The organism is Achromobacter aegrifaciens (assembly GCF_902859735.1).
In the GTDB taxonomy this organism is placed as follows: domain Bacteria; phylum Pseudomonadota; class Gammaproteobacteria; order Burkholderiales; family Burkholderiaceae_B; genus Achromobacter; species Achromobacter aegrifaciens.
On the sequence record NZ_CADIJY010000018.1, the window covers coordinates 45,857 to 63,168 of the forward strand.

Genomic DNA, 17,312 nt, shown 5'->3' on the forward strand with positions numbered 1-17,312 from the left:
CAGCCCGGGAGACCGACATGAACAACTTCCTGTACGGCGGCAACGTCCATGCCAATGGCATCCGCCAGCATTACCTGCGCTACGGCGGCGAACGTGGGGCGGGGCGCGATCCGGTCATCATCGTGCCGGGCATCACCAGCCCGGCGGTCACCTGGGGCTTCGTCGGCGAGCGCTTCGGCGCGGCCTTCGACACCTATGTGCTGGACGTGCGGGGCCGCGGCCTGTCCGCAGCCGGCGCGACGCTGGACTACAGCCTGGACGCGCAAGCCGCCGACGTGCTGGCCTTCGCAGAGGCGCTGGGCCTGGCGCGCTACAGCGTGGTCGGCCATTCGATGGGCGGACGCATCGGCGTGCGCGCCGGGCGCGGCAAGCCGGCAGGACTGAGCCGCCTGGTCCTGGTGGACCCGCCGGTGTCCGGTCCCGGCCGCCGGCCGTATCCCGCCAAACTGCCCTGGTACGTCGATTCCATGGCGCAGGCGCGGCACGGCATGGACGCCGAGGCCATGCGCGCGTTCTGCCCGACCTGGACCGAGGAGCAGCGCCAGCTGCGCGCCGAATGGCTGCACACCTGCGACGAGCGCGCCATCATCCAGAGCTTCGAGGCCTTCCAGAGCGACGACATCCATGCCGACCTGCCGCGCCTGGACGTGCCGGTGCTGCTGATCACGGCGGAGCGGGGCGACGTGGTGCTGGACGCCGACGTGGCCGAGATCCAACGGCTGGCGCCCGGCACGCAACACCACCGCGTGCCCGCCGCCGGCCACATGATTCCGTGGGACAACGAGGAAGGCTTCTATGCCGCCTTTGGCGATTTCCTGGGCGCGCCGCTGGCGCGCGGCTGAAGCGCGCGACCGTCAAGCAAGGAGGGCATCATGCCTATAAGCGACTATGAAATGGTGAAGGCCTGGCAGCAGGTGCTGACCCTGTCCAAGCTGCAAGCGGGGCAGACCGTCACGGTGCTGACCAGCGCGGCCACCCATCCGCAAACCCTGGCGACGGCGCTGATCGCGACGCAGGCCATGGGCGCCATCGTGAACCGCCTGGACCTGCCGCCCGTCAATGGCGAGCGGGCGCTGAGCCGGGACTCGCTGGCCTACCTGGGCACCACGCCGCTGACCGGCAACAAGGCCGCCATTGCGGCCTTGAAGGAAAGCGACCTGGTACTGGACCTGATGACGCTGCTGTTCTCTCCGGAACAGCACGAGATCCTGGCGACCGGCACCAAGATCCTGCTGGCGGTGGAGCCGCCGGAAGTGCTGGCGCGGCTGGTGCCGACCGAGGCCGACCGTGCGCGGGTCAAGGCGGCCGCCGCGCGCATCGGCGCGGCGCGCGAGATGAGCGTGGTATCCGAGGCGGGTACGGACCTGCGCTGCCCGCTGGGCGAGTTCCCGGCCATCAGCGAATACGGCTTCGTCGACGAACCCGGGCGCTGGGACCATTGGCCCAGCGGCTTCGTGCTGACTTGGCCGAACGAAGGCGGCGCCAACGGCAAGATCGTGATCGACGTCGGCGACATCCTGCTGCCGCAGAAGCTCTACGTGCGCTCGGCCATCGAGCTGACGGTCGAGAACGGCTACGCCACGCGCATCGACGGCGGCGTGGACGCGGAACTGCTGCGCGAGTACGTGGCCTCGTTCAAGGACCCGGAAGCCTACGCGATTTCGCACATAGGCTGGGGCCTGCAACCGCGCGCGCACTGGACCACGCTGGGGCTGTACGACCGCGAGGCCACCATAGGCATGGACGCGCGCGCCTACGAGGGCAATTTCCTGTTCTCGCTGGGTCCCAACAACGAGGCCGGCGGCAACCGGACCACCACCTGCCACATCGACATCCCCCTGCGCGCCTGCACGGTGCGGCTGGACGGGGAGGACGTGGTGCGCCAGGGCAAGGTGCTGGACGGTGCCGGCCTCCAGGCTTAGCACGCAATCACCGTACTAGGAGTTCCCTACATGAATGACGATATCTCGGCCTACGCGCGCCAGGGTTTCGGCACGGCGATGGCGCCCAAGGCGCCCTATGGCCTGCTGATCGTGGACCTGGTCAACGGCTTTGCCGATCCGGCTGTGTTCGGCGGCGGCAATATCCCCCAGGCCATCGAGCAGACCGTTGGCCTGCTGGCGCATGCGCGCAAGCAGGGCTGGCCGGTGGCGCACAGCCGCATCGTGTTCGCCGACGACGACGCGGACCACAACATCTTCACCTTGAAGGTGCCGGGCATGCTGACCCTGAAGGAAGCGGACCACAACAGCGCCATCGTGCCGCAGCTTGCGCCCGCGGCCGGCGAACTGGTGGTGCGCAAGACGGTGCCTTCGGCGTTCTTCGGCACCAGCCTGGCGGCCTGGCTGTCGCAACGGGGCGTGCAGACGCTGCTGGTGGCGGGCGCGGTCACCAGCGGCTGCGTGCGGGCCAGCGTGGTGGACGCCATGCAGTACGGCTTCCGGCCGCTGGTGGTGTCGGATTGCGTGGGCGACCGCGCCATCGGCCCGCATGACGCCAACCTCTTCGACATGCAGCAGAAGTACGCCACCGTGTTGACGCGGGACGAAGCCATGCGCGCTACGCAGGCCTGAGCTGGCGCCGCAGACCGGAACAAAAAAAAGGGTTGCGCCACGGGGCGCAACCCTTTTTTTACATTGCCCTTCCGCGTTCTAGACGGGATAGACCAGGTCGTTGGCCAGGATGGTGGTGTCATACACCACCTGCCGTTCCTTCAGCTTGAGCACGCCGTCCTGCCGCGTGTAGCGGTCGTAGTATGTGCCGGCCAGGTGCAGGGTGGTGGGACCTTCCACCAGCGTCTGCATCAGCATGAATGCCGCCTGGGACTCGATTTCGCCATCCGCGGATTCGCTGATGACGCGGGTGTTGCTGACCAGATGCAGCATGTAGCGCGGGGCGAACATCTGGGTGCGAGAAATGGCCACGGCGCGGTCATGCATCATGGCGCGGCCTTCGGAGTACACCAGGCCGACGGGCAGGCCCAGTTCGGCGTTCTCGCGCGCGGTGACGCGGTACAGGCCGTCCTCGGTGAAGAAGTCCGGCCAGGCCTCGACCTGGCCCGCGTCCAGGGCGGCGCAGTAGTCGGCGTGGAATTCCTCGATCTCCAGTCGCAGCGCGATGGCGCGCGCGGGATCGATCTTGCGGGGGGAGTATTCGAATCGGGTTCTCATGTTTCCTGGTTCCTGCCTCAGAAGCCCATCACGCTGCGGTAATAGCTGTACATGGAGCGGATCGCAGCTTCCGAGATCAGCGTGTTGGAGGTGCCTTGCTTGCCGGACTCCAGCTTCAGCACGTTGACGTCGGTGCTGGCGCGGCGCACGCCTTCCTGCACGAACTTCATGGCTTCGTTGTCTTCCAGGCCGAGGAAGCCGGCCGGCCCCATCAGGTTGCCCTGGCGCAGACGATGGCGCTCCATCTCGGGCGTGTCGTCCTCGTAGCCGAACATGGTCCATTGCATGATCATGCTGTCGGGCCCGTTGGGCACGATCTGGCGCACGCCCAGCGTGTTCATTTCACGTTGCACGATCAGGTTGGGCCAGACGGTCTGCATGGTGACCGACCAGGGCGAGTCGAATTCCTTGACGAACTCCAGGAAGCGGTCGTCCTGCAGGTGCAGGCCGTCGTGGAAGGAGCGCATTTCCTTCTTGTTCTCTTCGCTGACGTTGGCGTACTTGTCCTCGCTCTTGGCTGAAGCCATGGTGCCATGGCGGCCATGCACCGGATCGACCAGCATGGCGGACTTGTTGCCCGCCACCAGCAGCCCGAACACCACCAGGAACGAATGCAGCAGGGTTGCGTGGTACGGATCCTTCAGGTTCTCGTGATACATCTTCCAGTTGCACGGCAGCTCGTTGCGGTAGTAACCGTGGATCTTGAGCTTCTTGCCCGGGAAGACGGTGTCGAAATCGGCCAGGATTTCGGGTGTCAGGTATTCCTCGATGGGTTCGACCTCATCGCTGTAGGACGCGAAGATGACGCCGTTGCGCGTGGTGACGCGCAGCTTGCGCAGGCCGTGGTCTTCGTTCTTGAAGTCCTTGGGCATGCCGCCCTCGCGGTTCACGCCGCGCTTGAAGGGGATGCCCTGCAGATTGCCCTTCAGGTCGTAGGACCACTGGTGGTAGGGGCAGACGAATTCCTTGGCGTTGCCCTGGCTGTGGCGGCAGAACTCCGCGCCGCGGTGGGCGCAGCGGTTCTCGAACACATTGACCGAGCCGTCTTCGGCGCGCGACACCACCACCGGGGTCGGCCCCACGTAGGACCGCTTGTAGTCGCCCGGGTTCGGCAGCTCGGCTTCCAGGGCCACGTAGTTCCAGGTCTTGCCGTGGAAGATCTTTTCCACTTCCTGGTCGTAGACGGCGCGGCTGGTGTAGACCCAGTCGGGGATGTAGTGCAGCGCGTCTTCCGGCCAGACACAGTCGGCCAGGGCGGTGTCCTTGGACGCCATCGTAAGGCCGATGACGGTTTGCGATTGATACATGAAAAGCTCCTGTCGATGCGGGGGCGGTAATGGTGGGGTCAGGACGCGGCGGCGTTCTGCTGGCAGGCTTTCACCAGCGGCTTGAGCGCCACGGTCTCGTCGGCATAGCGCTCGGGATCGATGGCGATGCCTTGTTCGAACAGCACGCGCAGCTGGCGCAGGTCGCCGCCGGCGTTGATGGCGATGGCATGCACCGGCACGCCGTCGCGGTGGCCAAGCCAGATGAACTTGGGCGCCTCGGACTGCGCCTGGGGCACGCCGCGGCAGGCATAGACCAGGTCCGGCTGGGGCAGGCCCAACATCTGTACGTTGCAGCCATATTGGTCCGTCCAGAACCACGGATAGGGCTCGGCCGGCGCGGGCTGGTCCAGCATGCCGGCCGCGGCCGCGCGCGCCTGTTCGTTGGCGTTCTGCCAGGATTCCAGCCGCAGCGCCATGTTCAGGTGACGCCGGTGCTGGCTGGCGCAATCGCCGGCCGCATATATGTTTGGGTCGCTGCTACGGCAGGCGGCGTCCACCGCGATGCCGCCATTGGCGGGATCCAGCGCCAGACCGGCTTGCGCGGCCAGCGATACGTCGGGCACCAGGCCGATGGCCACCACCACGACGTCGGCCTCGATAGAGGAAGCGTCTTGCAGTTCTATATTGAAGCGCGCCTGATGCCGCACAGCGGCATCCGCATGGGGCTGCCAGTCGGTGCGCGCGATGCGCGCGTCCAGGCGCAGGTCCACGCCGGCGTGGCGGGCGCGTTCGGCCAGCCAATCCGACAGGGCCGCGGGCAGCACGCGTTCCAGCAAGCGGGGCGCGCTTTCCAGCACGGTGACTGCGGCGCCCAGGGCGCGCGCAGTGGACGCCACCTCCAGGCCCAGGAAGCCGCCGCCGATGACGGCCACGCGCGCCTGCGGCGTGAGGGCGGCGCGCAGCGCCGCGGCATCGTCCAGCGTCCTGATGTAATGCACGCCCGGCGTGCCGCGCGGCAGGCTGGGCAGTTCGCGCGCCCGCCCGCCGGTGGCGAGCAGGCAGCGGCTATAGGGGAGGCTGCGGCCGTCGGCCAGTTCGACCAGACGTTTGGCAGCGTCGATCCGCAAGGCCTGCATGCCGGTCAGCAGGGTGACGCCTTGCTGCGCATAGAAGTCTTGGGGGTGCACAGCGGTCTGGCCATGCGCGCCCGGGCTTTGCAGCACGTCCTTGGACAGGGGCGGGCGCTCATAGGGCGCGTGCGCTTCCTGGCCGATCAGCGTGATGGGGCCGGCATGGCCCAGGCCGCGCAACGTGGCCGCCGTCACCGCGCCGGTCTGGCCGGCGCCGATGATGAGGATCGGATCTGCGTCAGCCATGGTCAGCCTTGCAGGTTGGCATAGATGTCCTGGCCTTCGACCTTGACCGGATAGATGCGGATGCCGGTGGTGGCGGGCGCGCACATGGCCTGGCCGGTGCGGATGTCGAATTTGGCCTGGTGCAGCGGGCATTCGATGCAGCCGTCTTCCAGATAGCCGTCGGACAGCAGCGCGTAGGCGTGGGTACAGACATTGTCGGAGGCGTGGAACTCGCCTTCGATGCGATACAGCGCAAGCTGCTTTTCGCCGGCGGCGACGGGGATCACCTCGTCGTCTTCGGTCAGTTGGTCGGTAGAGGCAATGCGGATCCAGTTCATATCAACTCGCTCGTCAGTATGCTGAGTAATTGTCGTCAGTGTACTGCCTAAAAAAACAAGTCAGGAGCTAGGGATTTCCCCGACAGGCGGCGGGTCGAAGGGCGGCGGCGCGGGCCTATTATGCACGGCGTTCGCGGTGCGCAATCGCGACCGTCCGCTATATGTAAGGAGTACCCGCAAATAGCCCTCGGACCCGTGAAAAAAAACCGCCGGAATGAGTGGAAACCCAGGCGTTTCGCGGGCGTCGGCAGTGGGGATTTACCTTGTTGACACTCAAAATTACTGTCAGTATGCTGATCAACAATTCAGTGTGCTAACGTTTTTTTCGGATGTACGCGAGTGGCGTTGGCATGAGTTGAGGCGGGTCCAAGGGGACTCAATCGAACCAGATCGGGAGCAATGAATGCAACGACGCCGTTTCCTCGCACAAGCCGCCGGCGCAGCCGGCGCGGGCCTCGCCACCGTGGGCATGCCCGCCGTCGCGCAATCCGCGCCGTCGGTGCGCTGGCGCATGTCCACCAGCTGGCCCAAGAGCCTGGACACTATCTACGGCTCGGCCGAAGAACTCTGCAAGCGCGTGGCGCAGCTGACCGACGGCAAGTTCGAGATCCGCGCCTTTCCCGGCGGCGAACTGGTGCCCGCGGCGCAGAACATGGACGCGGTCAGCAATGGCACGGTGGAATGCAACCACGTGCTGAGCACGGCCTACATCGGCAAGAACACCGCCCTGACCTTCGACACCGGCCTGTCCTTCGGCCTGAGCGCGCGCCAGCATAACGCCTGGATCGCCTACGGCGGCGGCTTGAAGATGCTGCGCGCGCTCTATAAGAAGTACAACATCGTCAACCACGTCTGTGGCAACGTCGGCGTGCAGATGGGCGGCTGGTACCGCAAGGAGATCAAGTCGGTCGCCGACCTGAAGGGCCTGAACATGCGGATCGGCGGCATCGGTGGCATGGTGCTGTCCAAGCTGGGCGCGGTGCCGCAGCAGATCCCGCCGGGCGACATCTATCCCGCGCTGGAAAAGGGCACCATCGACGCGGCCGAATGGATCGGCCCCTACGACGACGAGAAGCTGGGCTTCAACAAGGTGGCGCCGTACTACTACTCGCCGGGCTGGTTCGAAGGCAGTGCCTCGATCACCAGCATGGTGCACGACAAGGCATGGGAAGCCCTGCCGCCGGCCTACCAGGCAGCGTTCGAGGCGGCGGCCGGCGAGCAGACCATGCGCATGCTGGCCAACTACGATGCGCGCAATCCGCTGGCGCTGCGCAAGCTGATCGCCGGCGGCGCCAAGGTCAGCTTCTTCCCCAAGGAAGTGATGGACGCGGCGTACAACGCCTCGCAGGAACTGTGGGCCGAACTCTCGGCCAAGAACCCGGACTTCGCCGCCATCTTCCCCGATTGGAAGAAATTCCAGGCCGAGCAGGCGGCTTGGTTCCGTGTGGCTGAAAGCCCGCTGGACAACTACACCTTCGCCGCCGTGGCGAAGGCCCAGGCCAAGTAACCAGTGTCCTGCCCCGCAGATACGCCCGCACGAAATCCCCCCATGAACGTCAGGGCGTCGTTGCAAATCCTCGCGATACCTTCGGGTATCGCTGCGGTTTGCGCCTAGCCCCGATGCTCATGGAGGAATTTCGTCATGCGGGCGCATCTACGGGACAGGACACTAACAGGAGATAAAGGGTAGTCATGACGACAGCAAACGCCGATACGCACGGCCGGCCAGGCAAGCCGCAGGGAGTGGGCGCGCGGGTGCCGCGCAAGGAGGACGCGCGCCATCTGCACGGCAAGGGCAATTTCGTGGCCGACATGGCCATGCCCGGTCTCTGCGAGGTGGCCTTCCTGCGCAGTCCGCTGGCGCATGCGCGCATCGCTTCGGTGCGCGTGGCCGAGCAGATCGCGGACAAGGCGTTTGTGCGCCAGGCCATGGCCGATGCGCGCGACATCGTGGCGGATTCCACCTTGCCCAGCTACCAGGTGTCGGCCCAGCCGCCGCTGGCCTCGGGCAAGGTGCGCTTCGTGGGCGAGCCCGTGGCCATGGTGTTCGCGCCGACCCGCGCCGAAGCCGAGGACTACGCGGAGATGATCGAGGTCGACTACGACGACCTGCCGGTGTATGCGGACGTCGTCAGCGCCCAGGCGGCCCAGGGCGATTTCGTGCATGAGCAGTGGCGCGACAACGTCTTCGTCACCCTCAATGTCGACAAGCAGTTCGATGAGCTGGCAGCGCAGGCGGACGTGGTCGTGCGCCGCAAAATCGACCTGTCGCGGCAATGCATGGTGCCGATGGAAGGCAAGGCGGTGCTGGCCTACTGGGACCACCAGGCCGACCAGCTGGTGGTGGTCAGCGCGACCCAGGTGCCCCATATGATCCGCAGCGTGCTGGCCCAGTGCCTGGACCTGGAGCAGGGCCGGGTGCGGGTGGTGTCGCCGGACGTGGGCGGCGCCTTCGGCTACAAGTGCGTGCTGCAGCAGGAAGAGCTGTGCGTAGCCTGGCTGGCCAAAACCTTCAAGAAGCCGTTCCGCTTCATCGAAGACCGCCGCGAACACCTGACCGCGGGCGCCAATTCGCGCGAGCACCATTATGAAATGGTGGCCTATGCGGATCGCCGCGGCAAGCTGCTGGCGTTGGACGCCAAGATCACCATCGACGGCGGGGCCTATTCGGTCTGGCCGTTCACCATCGGCCTGGAACCGGGCCAGGCCATCGGCAACCTGCCGGGACCGTATGCATTCAAGGGCTATCGCTGCGTGACGCGGGCGGTGGCCACCAACAAGCCGGGCTTCGTGCCGTATCGCGGCGTGGCGCGCACGGGCGTGTGCTTCGCCATGGAATTGACGATGGACGCGATCGCCCGCGAGGTCGGACGCGAGCCTTGGGAAATCCGCCAGGAAAACCTGGTGCAGGGCGAGCAGATGCCCTACGTCAACGTCACCGGCAAGCACCTGGACAGCGGCGATTATCCCGCCAGCCTGCAACAGGCCATGGACATGATAGGGGTGGACGCGATCCGCGAACGCCAGCGCCAGGGCGAGGCCGACGGCCGCCTCATTGGCGTGGGGCTGGCGACGTACACCGAACAGGCCGCGCACGGCACCTCGGTGTTCGCGGCCTGGGGCACGCCCGTGATACCGGGCTTTGACCAAGCCACCGCGCGGGTCACGCCGGACGGCGGGCTGGAACTGCGGGTCGGCGTGCATTCGCACGGGCAGGGCATGGAGACCACCTTCGCCCAGATCGCCAATGAAATCCTGGGCGTGGACGTGGCCAGCATCAAGCTGCTGCATGGCGACACCGGTCAGACGCCGTTCTCCACCGGCACCTACGCCTCGCGTTCGTTGGTGATGTCCGGCGGCGCCGTGTCGCAGGCCTGCAAACGCCTGCTGCCGCGGCTCACGCATATCGGCGCGCATCTGCTGCAGGCCGATCCCGCCAGTGTGACCTGGAACGGCGACCGGCTGGAAGCCGGCGGCAAGTCGGTGTCGGTCAAGGACGTGGCCGACGCCTGGTACTTGCGGCCGCAATTGTTGCCGCCCGACGTGGACGCCGCTGGCCTGGAAGTCACCGTGGGCTACAAGCCCAAGGTCGACACCGGCTGTTTCACCTATGCGACCCATGCGGCGGTGGTGGCGGTGGACCCGGGCACGGGCGGCGTGGAAATTCTGGATTATGTGGTGGTGGAGGACTGCGGGACCATGATCAACCCCATGGTGGTCGAAGGCCAGACCATAGGCGGCGTGGCCCAGGGCATAGGCACCGCGTTCTACGAGGAAACACCTTACGACGACAATGGCCAGCCGCTGGCCTCGACCCTGGCGGACTACATGCTGCCAGGCGCCACCGAGGTTCCGAACATGCGCCTGCACCACTTCGAGACGCCGTCGCCGCATACGGAGTTCGGCGCCAAGGGCATGGGCGAGGGCGGCGCCATCGCGCCGCCGGCGGTGCTGTTCAACGCGGTCAACGACGCGCTGCGGCCATTGGGCGCAGTCGAACTGCTGCGCACGCCGCTGTCTCCAACCCGGGTGTTGGCCGCCATCGCTCAGGGCAGCCGCAAGACCGCAACCGTCGCCACGGAGGTGACGGCATGAAGGCCGCTGCATTCGAATACTCCCGCCCGGACACCCTGCAGGACGCTTTGCGGGCGCTGCGCGGGCACGAGGGCCGCGCCAAGCTCATGGCTGGCGGCCAATCGCTGGGCCCCATGTTGAATCTGCGCCTGGCGCGTCCGCCCGTCGTCATCGACATTTCCGGCCTGTCCGAACTGCGCACGGTGTCGCGCCAGAACGGCAAGCTGCGCGTCGGCGCGGCCGTGACCCATGCCGAGATCGAGGACGGCGTGCACGAACTGCTGCGCGGCACGCCCATGCAGCAGGTGGCGCCGGGCATCGCCTATCGCGCCATCCGCAACCGCGGCACGCTGGGCGGCAGCCTGGCGCATGCCGATCCGGCGGCCGACTGGGTGCTGACCGTGGTCGGCCTGGGCGCGACGCTGGAGATCGCGGGGCCGGACGGCGTGCGCATGCTGCCGGCGGAAGACTACATGCAGGGCGCCTATACCACCGGGCTGCGCGAAGACGAGCTGATCGCCGCCGTGCACATCCCGGAAGCCGGGCCGCAGGCGCGCTGGGGCTACTACAAGTTCTGCCGCAAGACCGGCGAGTTCGCCGAGGCCAGCTGCGCCGCGTGGTTCGATCCGTCCTCGAAGACGGCGCGCATCGCGGTGGGGGCCCTGGACGGTGCGCCCAGATTGCTGCCCCAACTGGCCGCGCGCATCGCGCAGCAGGGGCTGGCGGGCCTGGATGAAGCGCTGCTGGCCAGCGAGCTGGCCAGCGTCATGCAGGACAAGGATGAACACCATCGCAAGCTGCACGGGACCGCGGTGACGCGCTGCCTGGCGCAGGCCTTGGGTTGACAGGAATGAGCATGGTTCAGGTGACATTGGAAGTAAACGGCAAGCGCGTATCGCACGAGGCGCCCGCGCGCATGCATCTGGGGGATTTCCTGCGGGATCAGGCACGCCTGACCGGCACCCATCTTGGCTGCGAGCACGGCGTCTGCGGCGCCTGCACGGTGCTGGTGGATGGCGCGCCGGTGCGCTCCTGTATCTCGTTCGCGGTGGCCTGCGAAGGCCGGCAGGTGACCACCATCGAAGGCTATGACGCCGATCCGGTGATGCAGCGGCTGCGCGCCGCCTTTACCAAACACCACGCCCTGCAATGCGGTTATTGCACCCCGGGCATGCTGGCGACCTCGCGCGATATCGTGCTGCGCCTGGCGGATGCGGACGAAGGCCGGGTGCGTGTGGAGCTGTCCGGCAATCTGTGCCGCTGCACCGGATACATGGGCATCGTCGCCGCCGTCATGTCGGTGCTGGCCGAACTCAGGGAACAGCCCGATCCCGCGGTAGAGGCGCTGCGCGCCGCTCAGGCGCAGGGCCGGGGCGCCGCGCCAGCAGCGGAAAAGCCGGTGGCGTTCGCGGGGTTCACGCCTGCGGCGGCCAGCCAGCCGGCCGCAAGCGCCGCTGCGGCGCCGGCTCCGGCTGCCGCCCCGGCCGGTAAGAAGGAAGGCAAGAAAGAGGGCCGTGGCAGCCAGATCGACGGCGGCTTCAAGGTGCCTTTCCCGGCTGCTGACGTCTGGGCCTTCATGGTGGACCTGCCAGCCCTGGCCAGCTGCCTGCCGGGCGCGTCGATCGAGGAACACGAAGGCGACCGGGTCAAGGGCAAGATCGCGATCAAGTTCGGCCCCATGTCCGCCGCCTTCAATGGCGCGGCCCGCCTGGAACGCGACGACGCGGCCATGCAGGCGGTGTTTCGCGGCGCGGGGCAGGACTCGCTCAGCCAGTCGCGCGCCAACGGCGACATCACGTATCGCCTGGAGGCGCTGTCGGCCAACGAGACGCAGGTCCACGTGAACCTGCTGTATTCGCTGCAAGGGCCGCTGGCGCAGTTTTCGCGTTCGGGCCTGGTGCAGGACTTCGTGCGCCGCATGATCGCGGACTTCGGCAACAACGTCACGGCCAGACTGCGCCGACCCGCTGCCGCGGGTGAGGCGCCGGTCCAGGCCAGCTTCAATCCCACAGCCATGTTCTTCAGCGTGCTGTGGGCGCGCATCAAGCGGTGGTTCGGCCGCGGCGGCTGAACACGCGGGGTACCAGCGGCCGCGGGGCGCGGCCGCGCTGTGTCGGCACATAACGGGGAAAATCATGCTCGCGGTATTCGCAAGAAACTGGCGCAACGCGTTGTTGGGCCTGGCTGCTGTCGCGCTCAGCGCGCCCGCCTGGTCCCAGGCTTTGGAGCCTTTGAAGGTGCGGCTGGACTGGACGCCCTGGGGCGTGCACGGCGCATTCCATCTGGCGCAGCAGAAGGGCTGGTACAAGCAGGCCGGCCTGGACGTGACGCTGGAGGACGGCAATGGATCCGTGACGACGGTGCAGATCGTTGGCGCCGGCGACAGCTTCGATCTGGGGCATGCCGCCCTGGCCTCGGCCATGATCGCCCGCGAGAAAGGCATGCCGGTCAAGGCCGTGGCTGTGTTCGCCAGGCAGAGCGACATCGGGCTGCTGGTGCAGTCCGATGCCGGCATCACCGGCCCGGCGCAGCTCAAGGGCAAGAAGGTGGCCTATACGGCGGGCTCCTTGGAAGCGCCGTTCATCGATGCCTTCCTGGCCGCGGGCAAGCTCAAGAAGAGCGACCTGGAACTGATCAACGTGGACGCCGCCAGCAAGGCGTCGACCTATGCCGTGGGGCGGGCCGACGCGGCATTCTCCACCATTCCGTTCTTCCTGCCCGTGGTGTCGCAGAATCGCCCGTCCAGCGCGGTGCGCTTCGCCGATTTCGGCCTGAACATGCCCAGTTTCGGCCTGTTCGCCAATGAGTCCAAGCTGGCGCAGCGGCGCGACGCCATCGCGCGCTTTGCGAGCGTCAGCGCGCGGGCCTGGGAGTACATCTACGCCGGCCACCAGGACGAGGCGGTCGCCGCCATCCTGGCGCAGCGGCCGCAGGCCCGGTTGGACAAGAAGGTGCTGCGCGGGCAGATCGACGCCTTGCAGCCGTATTTCGGCCAGCCGGCGGCGGGCGCGCGGCTGGGCGCCATCGTGCCGCAGGACTGGACGCAGGCCGTCGCCACCTTGTCGACGGTCGGGCTGATCAGCGCCGGCGCGCAGCCCGCCACGTTCTATGCGCCCGACCTGGTGCATCCGGAACGCTACGACAGCCTGGTGCAACCATGACGCAGTGGGCCGTGTCCGCAACGGACGTGCGCAAGCGCTACCCCGGCGCGGCGGGGGTGGAAGCGCTGGCGTCGGTGTCGGTCGACGTGCCGCGCGGCCGCTTCGTCAGCATCCTGGGCCCCAGCGGCTGCGGCAAGAGCACCTTTCTGCGTTGCGTGGCCGGGCTGGAGACCGTTTCGAGCGGCGAGCTGCGGGTGGAGGGCGTGCCCGTGCAGGGGCCGCCGGACGGCATGGGCATGGTGTTCCAGCGCGACGCGCTGCTGGAGTGGCGCAACGTGCGCCGCAACATCCTGCTGCCGGTGGAGTTTGCGCACAAGCCGGTGGCCGCCTATGCCGACAAGGTGCGCGCGCTGCTGGCCCTGACCGGGCTGGAAAAGTTTGCCGAAAGCTATCCGCGCGAACTGTCCGGCGGCATGCGGCAGCGCGCCGCCATCTGCCGGGCGCTGGTGGACGATCCGAAGCTGCTGCTCATGGACGAACCCTTCGGCGCGCTGGACGCGCTGACGCGCGACCAGATGAACGTCGAGCTGCAGCGGATCTGGATGGAAACGCGCAACACGGTGTTGTTCGTGACGCACGGCATCGCCGAGGCGGTATTCCTGGGCGACGTGGTGATGGTGTTCTCGCCGCGCCCGGGCCGGATCCTCGAAACCATAGAAATCGACCTGCCGCGGCCCCGGCCGCTGGCGTTGCGCGAGACGCCGCAATTCGGCGAATACGTGCGGCACATCCGCGGCATGTTCCAGAGCATGGGCCTGATAGACGAGGGCGCGCGCGCCGCGTCCGGACTGGAGTCCGTCCAATGAGCGCGCTCTTGAAAGGGGCGGGCCGGCGCATGGCCGGGCTGGTGTCGGTGCTGGTCTTCCTGCTGCTGTGGGAAGCCGCCGCGCGGATTTTCCATGTGCGCGCCATCATGCTGCCGCTGCCCGGCCAGGTGGCGCTGGAGCTGGCCGCGGAATGGAGCTGGTATGCCGGCCACGCTGCCTACACACTGATGACCACGCTGGCGGGCTTTGCGCTGGCAGTGGTGGCCGGGGTGGCGATTGCCGTCATGCTGGTGGGGTCGCGCTGGTTCGAACGCTTCATCTATCCCCTGATCGTGGCGCTGAACAGCGTGCCCAAGGTCGCCATTGCGCCGCTGTTCGTGATCTGGATGGGCACGGGCGCGGAACCCAAGGTCGCCATCGCCTTCCTGATCGCCGTGTTCGCGATGATCGTGGACACCGTCCATGGCCTGCGCTCGGTGCCGCAGGACGTGCTGGACCTGGGGCGCGTGCTGAAGGGTTCGCGGCGCGATTTCTTCTTCAAGGTGCGGCTGCCCAGCGCGTTGCCTTCGATCCTGGCGGGCATGAAGGTCTCGATCTCGCTGGCGCTGGTGGGCGCCATCGTGGGCGAGTTCGTGTCCTCGCAGCGCGGTTTGGGCTACGTGATCATGAGTGCCCAGGGCACCTTCGACACGGTGCGGGTGTTCGCCGCGATCTTCGTGCTGGCCCTGATGGGCATGCTGCTGTTTGCCTTGCTGGTGTGGCTGGAACGGCGCCTGACGCCCTGGCTGCGGCACCACCGCGAAGACGATTGACAGGTTCTAGCCCGGGGCACCACGGGCTGAATGTGGGGCAGGTGCGTGATTAGAAACGATTCTGGGGAAAACAGATGCAAGCACTACTCGCCTTGTCGCGTGGCATAGACGCGATCAATCTACGCGTGGGCCGGGCCGTGTCCTGGGTCACGCTGCTGGTTGTGCTGGTCAGCGCCGGCAACGCCATCATGCGCAAGATATTCCACGACAGCTCCAACGCCTGGCTGGAGCTGCAGTGGTACATGTTCGGCGCCATGTTCCTGCTGACCGCAGGCTACACCCTGCTGAAAAACGACCACGTCAGGGTGGACATCATTGCGTCGCGGCTGTCGCGCCGCGCGCAGATCGGGATCGAGATCTTCGGCGTGCTGTTCTTCCTGATGCCGGCCTGCCTGCTGATCATGTACCTGTCCTGGCCGGTGTTCATGGATTCGTACCTCAGCAACGAATATTCCTCCAATTCGGGCGGACTGATCCGCTGGCCGGTGAAGCTGCTGATTCCGGTGGGCTTCGCGCTGCTGGTGCTGGCCGGGCTGTCGCATCTGATCAAGTGCGTGGGCTTCCTGATGGGACGTTGCCGCGACCCGCGCGAACGCGAGGGAGCCAAGAGCGCGGAAGAAGAACTGGCCGAGGAAATCGCCCGCGAAGCGCAGGCGCGCGAGGCGGCCGCGCAGAACGAACTGAACAACAAGGGTCGCTGATCATGGAGTTTCTCATTGCCAATCTGGCGCCGATCATGTTCGCGACGCTGATCATCTTTCTACTGTTGGGCTTTCCGGTGGCGTTCGCGCTGGCGGCCAACGGCATCCTGTTCGGCCTGGTCGGCATGGAGCTGGGCCTGCTCAACTCCTCGCTGTTCCAGGCGCTGCCGCAGCGCGTGTTCGGCATCATTTCCAACGACACGCTGCTGGCGGTGCCGTTCTTCACGCTGATGGGCCTGGTACTGGAGCGATCCGGCATGGCCGAGGACCTGTTGGAGACCATAGGCCAGCTGTTCGGCTCGATCCGCGGCGGCCTGGCCATCGCGGTGGTGTTCGTGGGCGCGATGCTGGCCGCGACCACGGGCGTGGTGTCGGCGTCGGTCATTTCCATGGGCTTGATATCGCTGCCGATCATGTTGCGCAACGGCTATGACCGCAAGCTGGCCAGCGGCGTGATCGCCGCGTCCGGCACCTTGTCGCAGATCATTCCGCCTTCGCTCGTGCTCATCATCCTGGCGGACCAGCTTGGACGTTCCATCGGCGACATCTACCGCGCCGCCATGGTGCCGGGCTTCATCCTGGCCGGCCTGTACATCGTCTATGTCGTCATCATGAGCCTGCTGAAGCCGGATTCGGCGCCCGCGCTGCCGGAAGAGGCTCGCCGCTTCCAGGAGCCGAATGGTGGCCGCGGCGGACGTTCGCTGCTGGTACTGATGACGATTTCCGCCGTGTCGGCATACTTTCTGGGCCGCTGGGTCGAGAACCACACCGCGCCGATGGACGAGCGCATCGTGGTGGCGCTGCTGTTCTGGGGCGCGACCGCCTTCGTCATCGCGCTGGTGAACAAGGCGCTGGGCCTGGGCCTGTTGTCGGCCCTGGCCGAGCGCGTGACCTTCGTGATGATCCCGCCGCTGGCGCTGATCTTCCTGGTGCTGGGCACCATCTTCATCGGCGTGGCCACGCCGACCGAAGGCGGCGCCATGGGCGCGGTGGGCGCCATCCTGATGGCGGTGGCGCGCCGCCGCCTGTCGCTGGACCTGCTCAAGCAGGCCATGGACACGACCACCAAGCTGTCTTGCTTCGTCGTGTTCATCCTGGTGGGTTCCACCGTGTTCGGCCTGACATTCCGCGCCGTCAACGGCGACCTGTGGGTCGAGCATCTGCTGACCGGCCTGCCGGGCGGACAGTGGGGCTTCCTGATCGTGGTCAGCATCCTGACCTTCGTGCTGGCATTCTTCCTGGACTTCTTCGAACTGGCGTTCATCATCGTGCCGCTGCTGGGGCCGGTGGCCGACAAGCTGGGCATCGACCTGATCTGGTTCGGCGTGATCCTGGCCGTCAACATGCAGACCTCGTTCATGCATCCGCCGTTCGGCTTTGCGCTGTTCTATCTGCGGTCGGTGGCGCCACGGGACCGCTACAAGGACAGGGTCACGGGCAAGATGATCGAGCCGGTCACCACCGGGCAGATCTATTGGGGTTCGGTGCCGTTCATCGTGATCCAGCTGCTGATGGTGGCCGCGGTGATGGCGTTCCCGGGGATGGTGATGCACTACAAGGGCACGGACGCGGTGGTCGACCCGAGTTCGGTCTCGCTGGAGGTCGGAGGCAGCGGCTACGGGGGCAGCGCCTACGGCGCGGATGCCAATCCGTTCAAGTGATGCGA

Annotated in this window: 16 protein-coding genes; 12 read left to right on the forward strand and 4 right to left on the reverse strand. The window is 66.8% G+C overall.

Going from position 1 to position 17,312, the window contains the following annotated elements:
* Window positions 1-17 precede the first annotated feature (17 nt).
* The 3 genes from HV766_RS27620 to HV766_RS27630 are packed head-to-tail and all read left to right on the forward strand — an operon-like array spanning window position 18 to window position 2,573.
* Window positions 18-842 carry an alpha/beta fold hydrolase gene (locus tag HV766_RS27620; RefSeq protein ID WP_175163647.1) on the forward strand — a complete coding sequence of 275 codons (825 nt, stop codon included), beginning with the start codon at window positions 18-20 and terminating at the stop codon, window positions 840-842.
* A gap of 30 nt (window positions 843-872) precedes the next feature.
* Window positions 873-1,922 (forward strand): 2,5-dihydroxypyridine 5,6-dioxygenase NicX family protein, encoded by a 1,050-nt coding sequence (locus HV766_RS27625; protein ID WP_054459034.1) that lies wholly within the window; start codon window positions 873-875, stop codon window positions 1,920-1,922.
* 30 nt (window positions 1,923-1,952) lie between these two features.
* Complete coding sequence (locus HV766_RS27630) at window positions 1,953-2,573, forward strand: N-carbamoylsarcosine amidohydrolase (RefSeq protein WP_119451813.1); 621 nt, start codon at window positions 1,953-1,955, stop codon at window positions 2,571-2,573.
* 78 nt (window positions 2,574-2,651) lie between these two features.
* On the opposite strand, the gene HV766_RS27635 is transcribed toward HV766_RS27630, so the two are convergent.
* From HV766_RS27635 to HV766_RS27650, 4 genes are read right to left on the reverse strand one after another with little or no spacing between them, the layout of a single operon-like run.
* On the reverse strand, window positions 2,652-3,170 hold the full coding sequence (locus HV766_RS27635; protein ID WP_054459037.1) for an aromatic-ring-hydroxylating dioxygenase subunit beta: 519 nt from the start codon (window positions 3,168-3,170) through the stop codon (window positions 2,652-2,654).
* A gap of 17 nt (window positions 3,171-3,187) precedes the next feature.
* Window positions 3,188-4,477: an aromatic ring-hydroxylating dioxygenase subunit alpha gene (locus HV766_RS27640; RefSeq protein ID WP_119451812.1), complete on the reverse strand. Its 1,290-nt coding sequence runs from the start codon at window positions 4,475-4,477 to the stop codon at window positions 3,188-3,190.
* A 38-nt stretch (window positions 4,478-4,515) separates the two neighbouring features.
* Window positions 4,516-5,814: an NAD(P)/FAD-dependent oxidoreductase gene (locus HV766_RS27645; protein ID WP_175182205.1), complete on the reverse strand. Its 1,299-nt coding sequence runs from the start codon at window positions 5,812-5,814 to the stop codon at window positions 4,516-4,518.
* 2 nt (window positions 5,815-5,816) lie between these two features.
* Window positions 5,817-6,131: a non-heme iron oxygenase ferredoxin subunit gene (locus HV766_RS27650; protein WP_054459045.1), complete on the reverse strand. Its 315-nt coding sequence runs from the start codon at window positions 6,129-6,131 to the stop codon at window positions 5,817-5,819.
* Between the two features lie 403 nt (window positions 6,132-6,534).
* On the opposite strand from HV766_RS27650, the gene HV766_RS27655 reads away from it, so the two are divergent.
* The 9 genes from HV766_RS27655 to HV766_RS27695 all read left to right on the forward strand — a co-directional run bounded on the left by HV766_RS27655 (window position 6,535) and on the right by HV766_RS27695 (window position 17,307).
* Window positions 6,535-7,638, forward strand: coding sequence for a TRAP transporter substrate-binding protein (locus HV766_RS27655; RefSeq protein ID WP_054459047.1), 1,104 nt, complete (start codon window positions 6,535-6,537; stop codon window positions 7,636-7,638).
* Window positions 7,639-7,823: 185 nt separating this feature from the next.
* Window positions 7,824-10,226, forward strand: coding sequence for a xanthine dehydrogenase family protein molybdopterin-binding subunit (locus HV766_RS27660; protein WP_175163642.1), 2,403 nt, complete (start codon window positions 7,824-7,826; stop codon window positions 10,224-10,226).
* On the forward strand, window positions 10,223-11,050 hold the full coding sequence (locus tag HV766_RS27665) for an FAD binding domain-containing protein (protein ID WP_175182206.1): 828 nt from the start codon (window positions 10,223-10,225) through the stop codon (window positions 11,048-11,050). The genes HV766_RS27660 and HV766_RS27665 overlap by 4 nt, the downstream gene beginning before the upstream one ends.
* 5 nt (window positions 11,051-11,055) lie before the next feature.
* Window positions 11,056-12,276, forward strand: a complete 1,221-nt coding sequence (locus HV766_RS27670) for a xanthine dehydrogenase family Fe-S subunit (protein ID WP_175182207.1) — start codon at window positions 11,056-11,058, stop codon at window positions 12,274-12,276.
* A 64-nt stretch (window positions 12,277-12,340) separates the two neighbouring features.
* Complete coding sequence (locus tag HV766_RS27675) at window positions 12,341-13,366, forward strand: ABC transporter substrate-binding protein (protein ID WP_175182208.1); 1,026 nt, start codon at window positions 12,341-12,343, stop codon at window positions 13,364-13,366.
* Window positions 13,363-14,172 carry an ABC transporter ATP-binding protein gene (locus tag HV766_RS27680; protein WP_054459062.1) on the forward strand — a complete coding sequence of 270 codons (810 nt, stop codon included), beginning with the start codon at window positions 13,363-13,365 and terminating at the stop codon, window positions 14,170-14,172. The genes HV766_RS27675 and HV766_RS27680 overlap by 4 nt, the downstream gene beginning before the upstream one ends.
* Window positions 14,169-14,945, forward strand: coding sequence for an ABC transporter permease (locus HV766_RS27685; RefSeq protein ID WP_175182209.1), 777 nt, complete (start codon window positions 14,169-14,171; stop codon window positions 14,943-14,945). The genes HV766_RS27680 and HV766_RS27685 overlap by 4 nt, the downstream gene beginning before the upstream one ends.
* Before the next feature lie 74 nt (window positions 14,946-15,019).
* Window positions 15,020-15,646 carry a TRAP transporter small permease subunit gene (locus HV766_RS27690; protein ID WP_175182210.1) on the forward strand — a complete coding sequence of 209 codons (627 nt, stop codon included), beginning with the start codon at window positions 15,020-15,022 and terminating at the stop codon, window positions 15,644-15,646.
* Window positions 15,647-15,648: 2 nt separating this feature from the next.
* Entirely contained in the window at window positions 15,649-17,307 is a 1,659-nt protein-coding gene (locus HV766_RS27695; protein ID WP_175182211.1) for a TRAP transporter large permease, read from the forward strand.
* Window positions 17,308-17,312 lie beyond the last annotated feature (5 nt).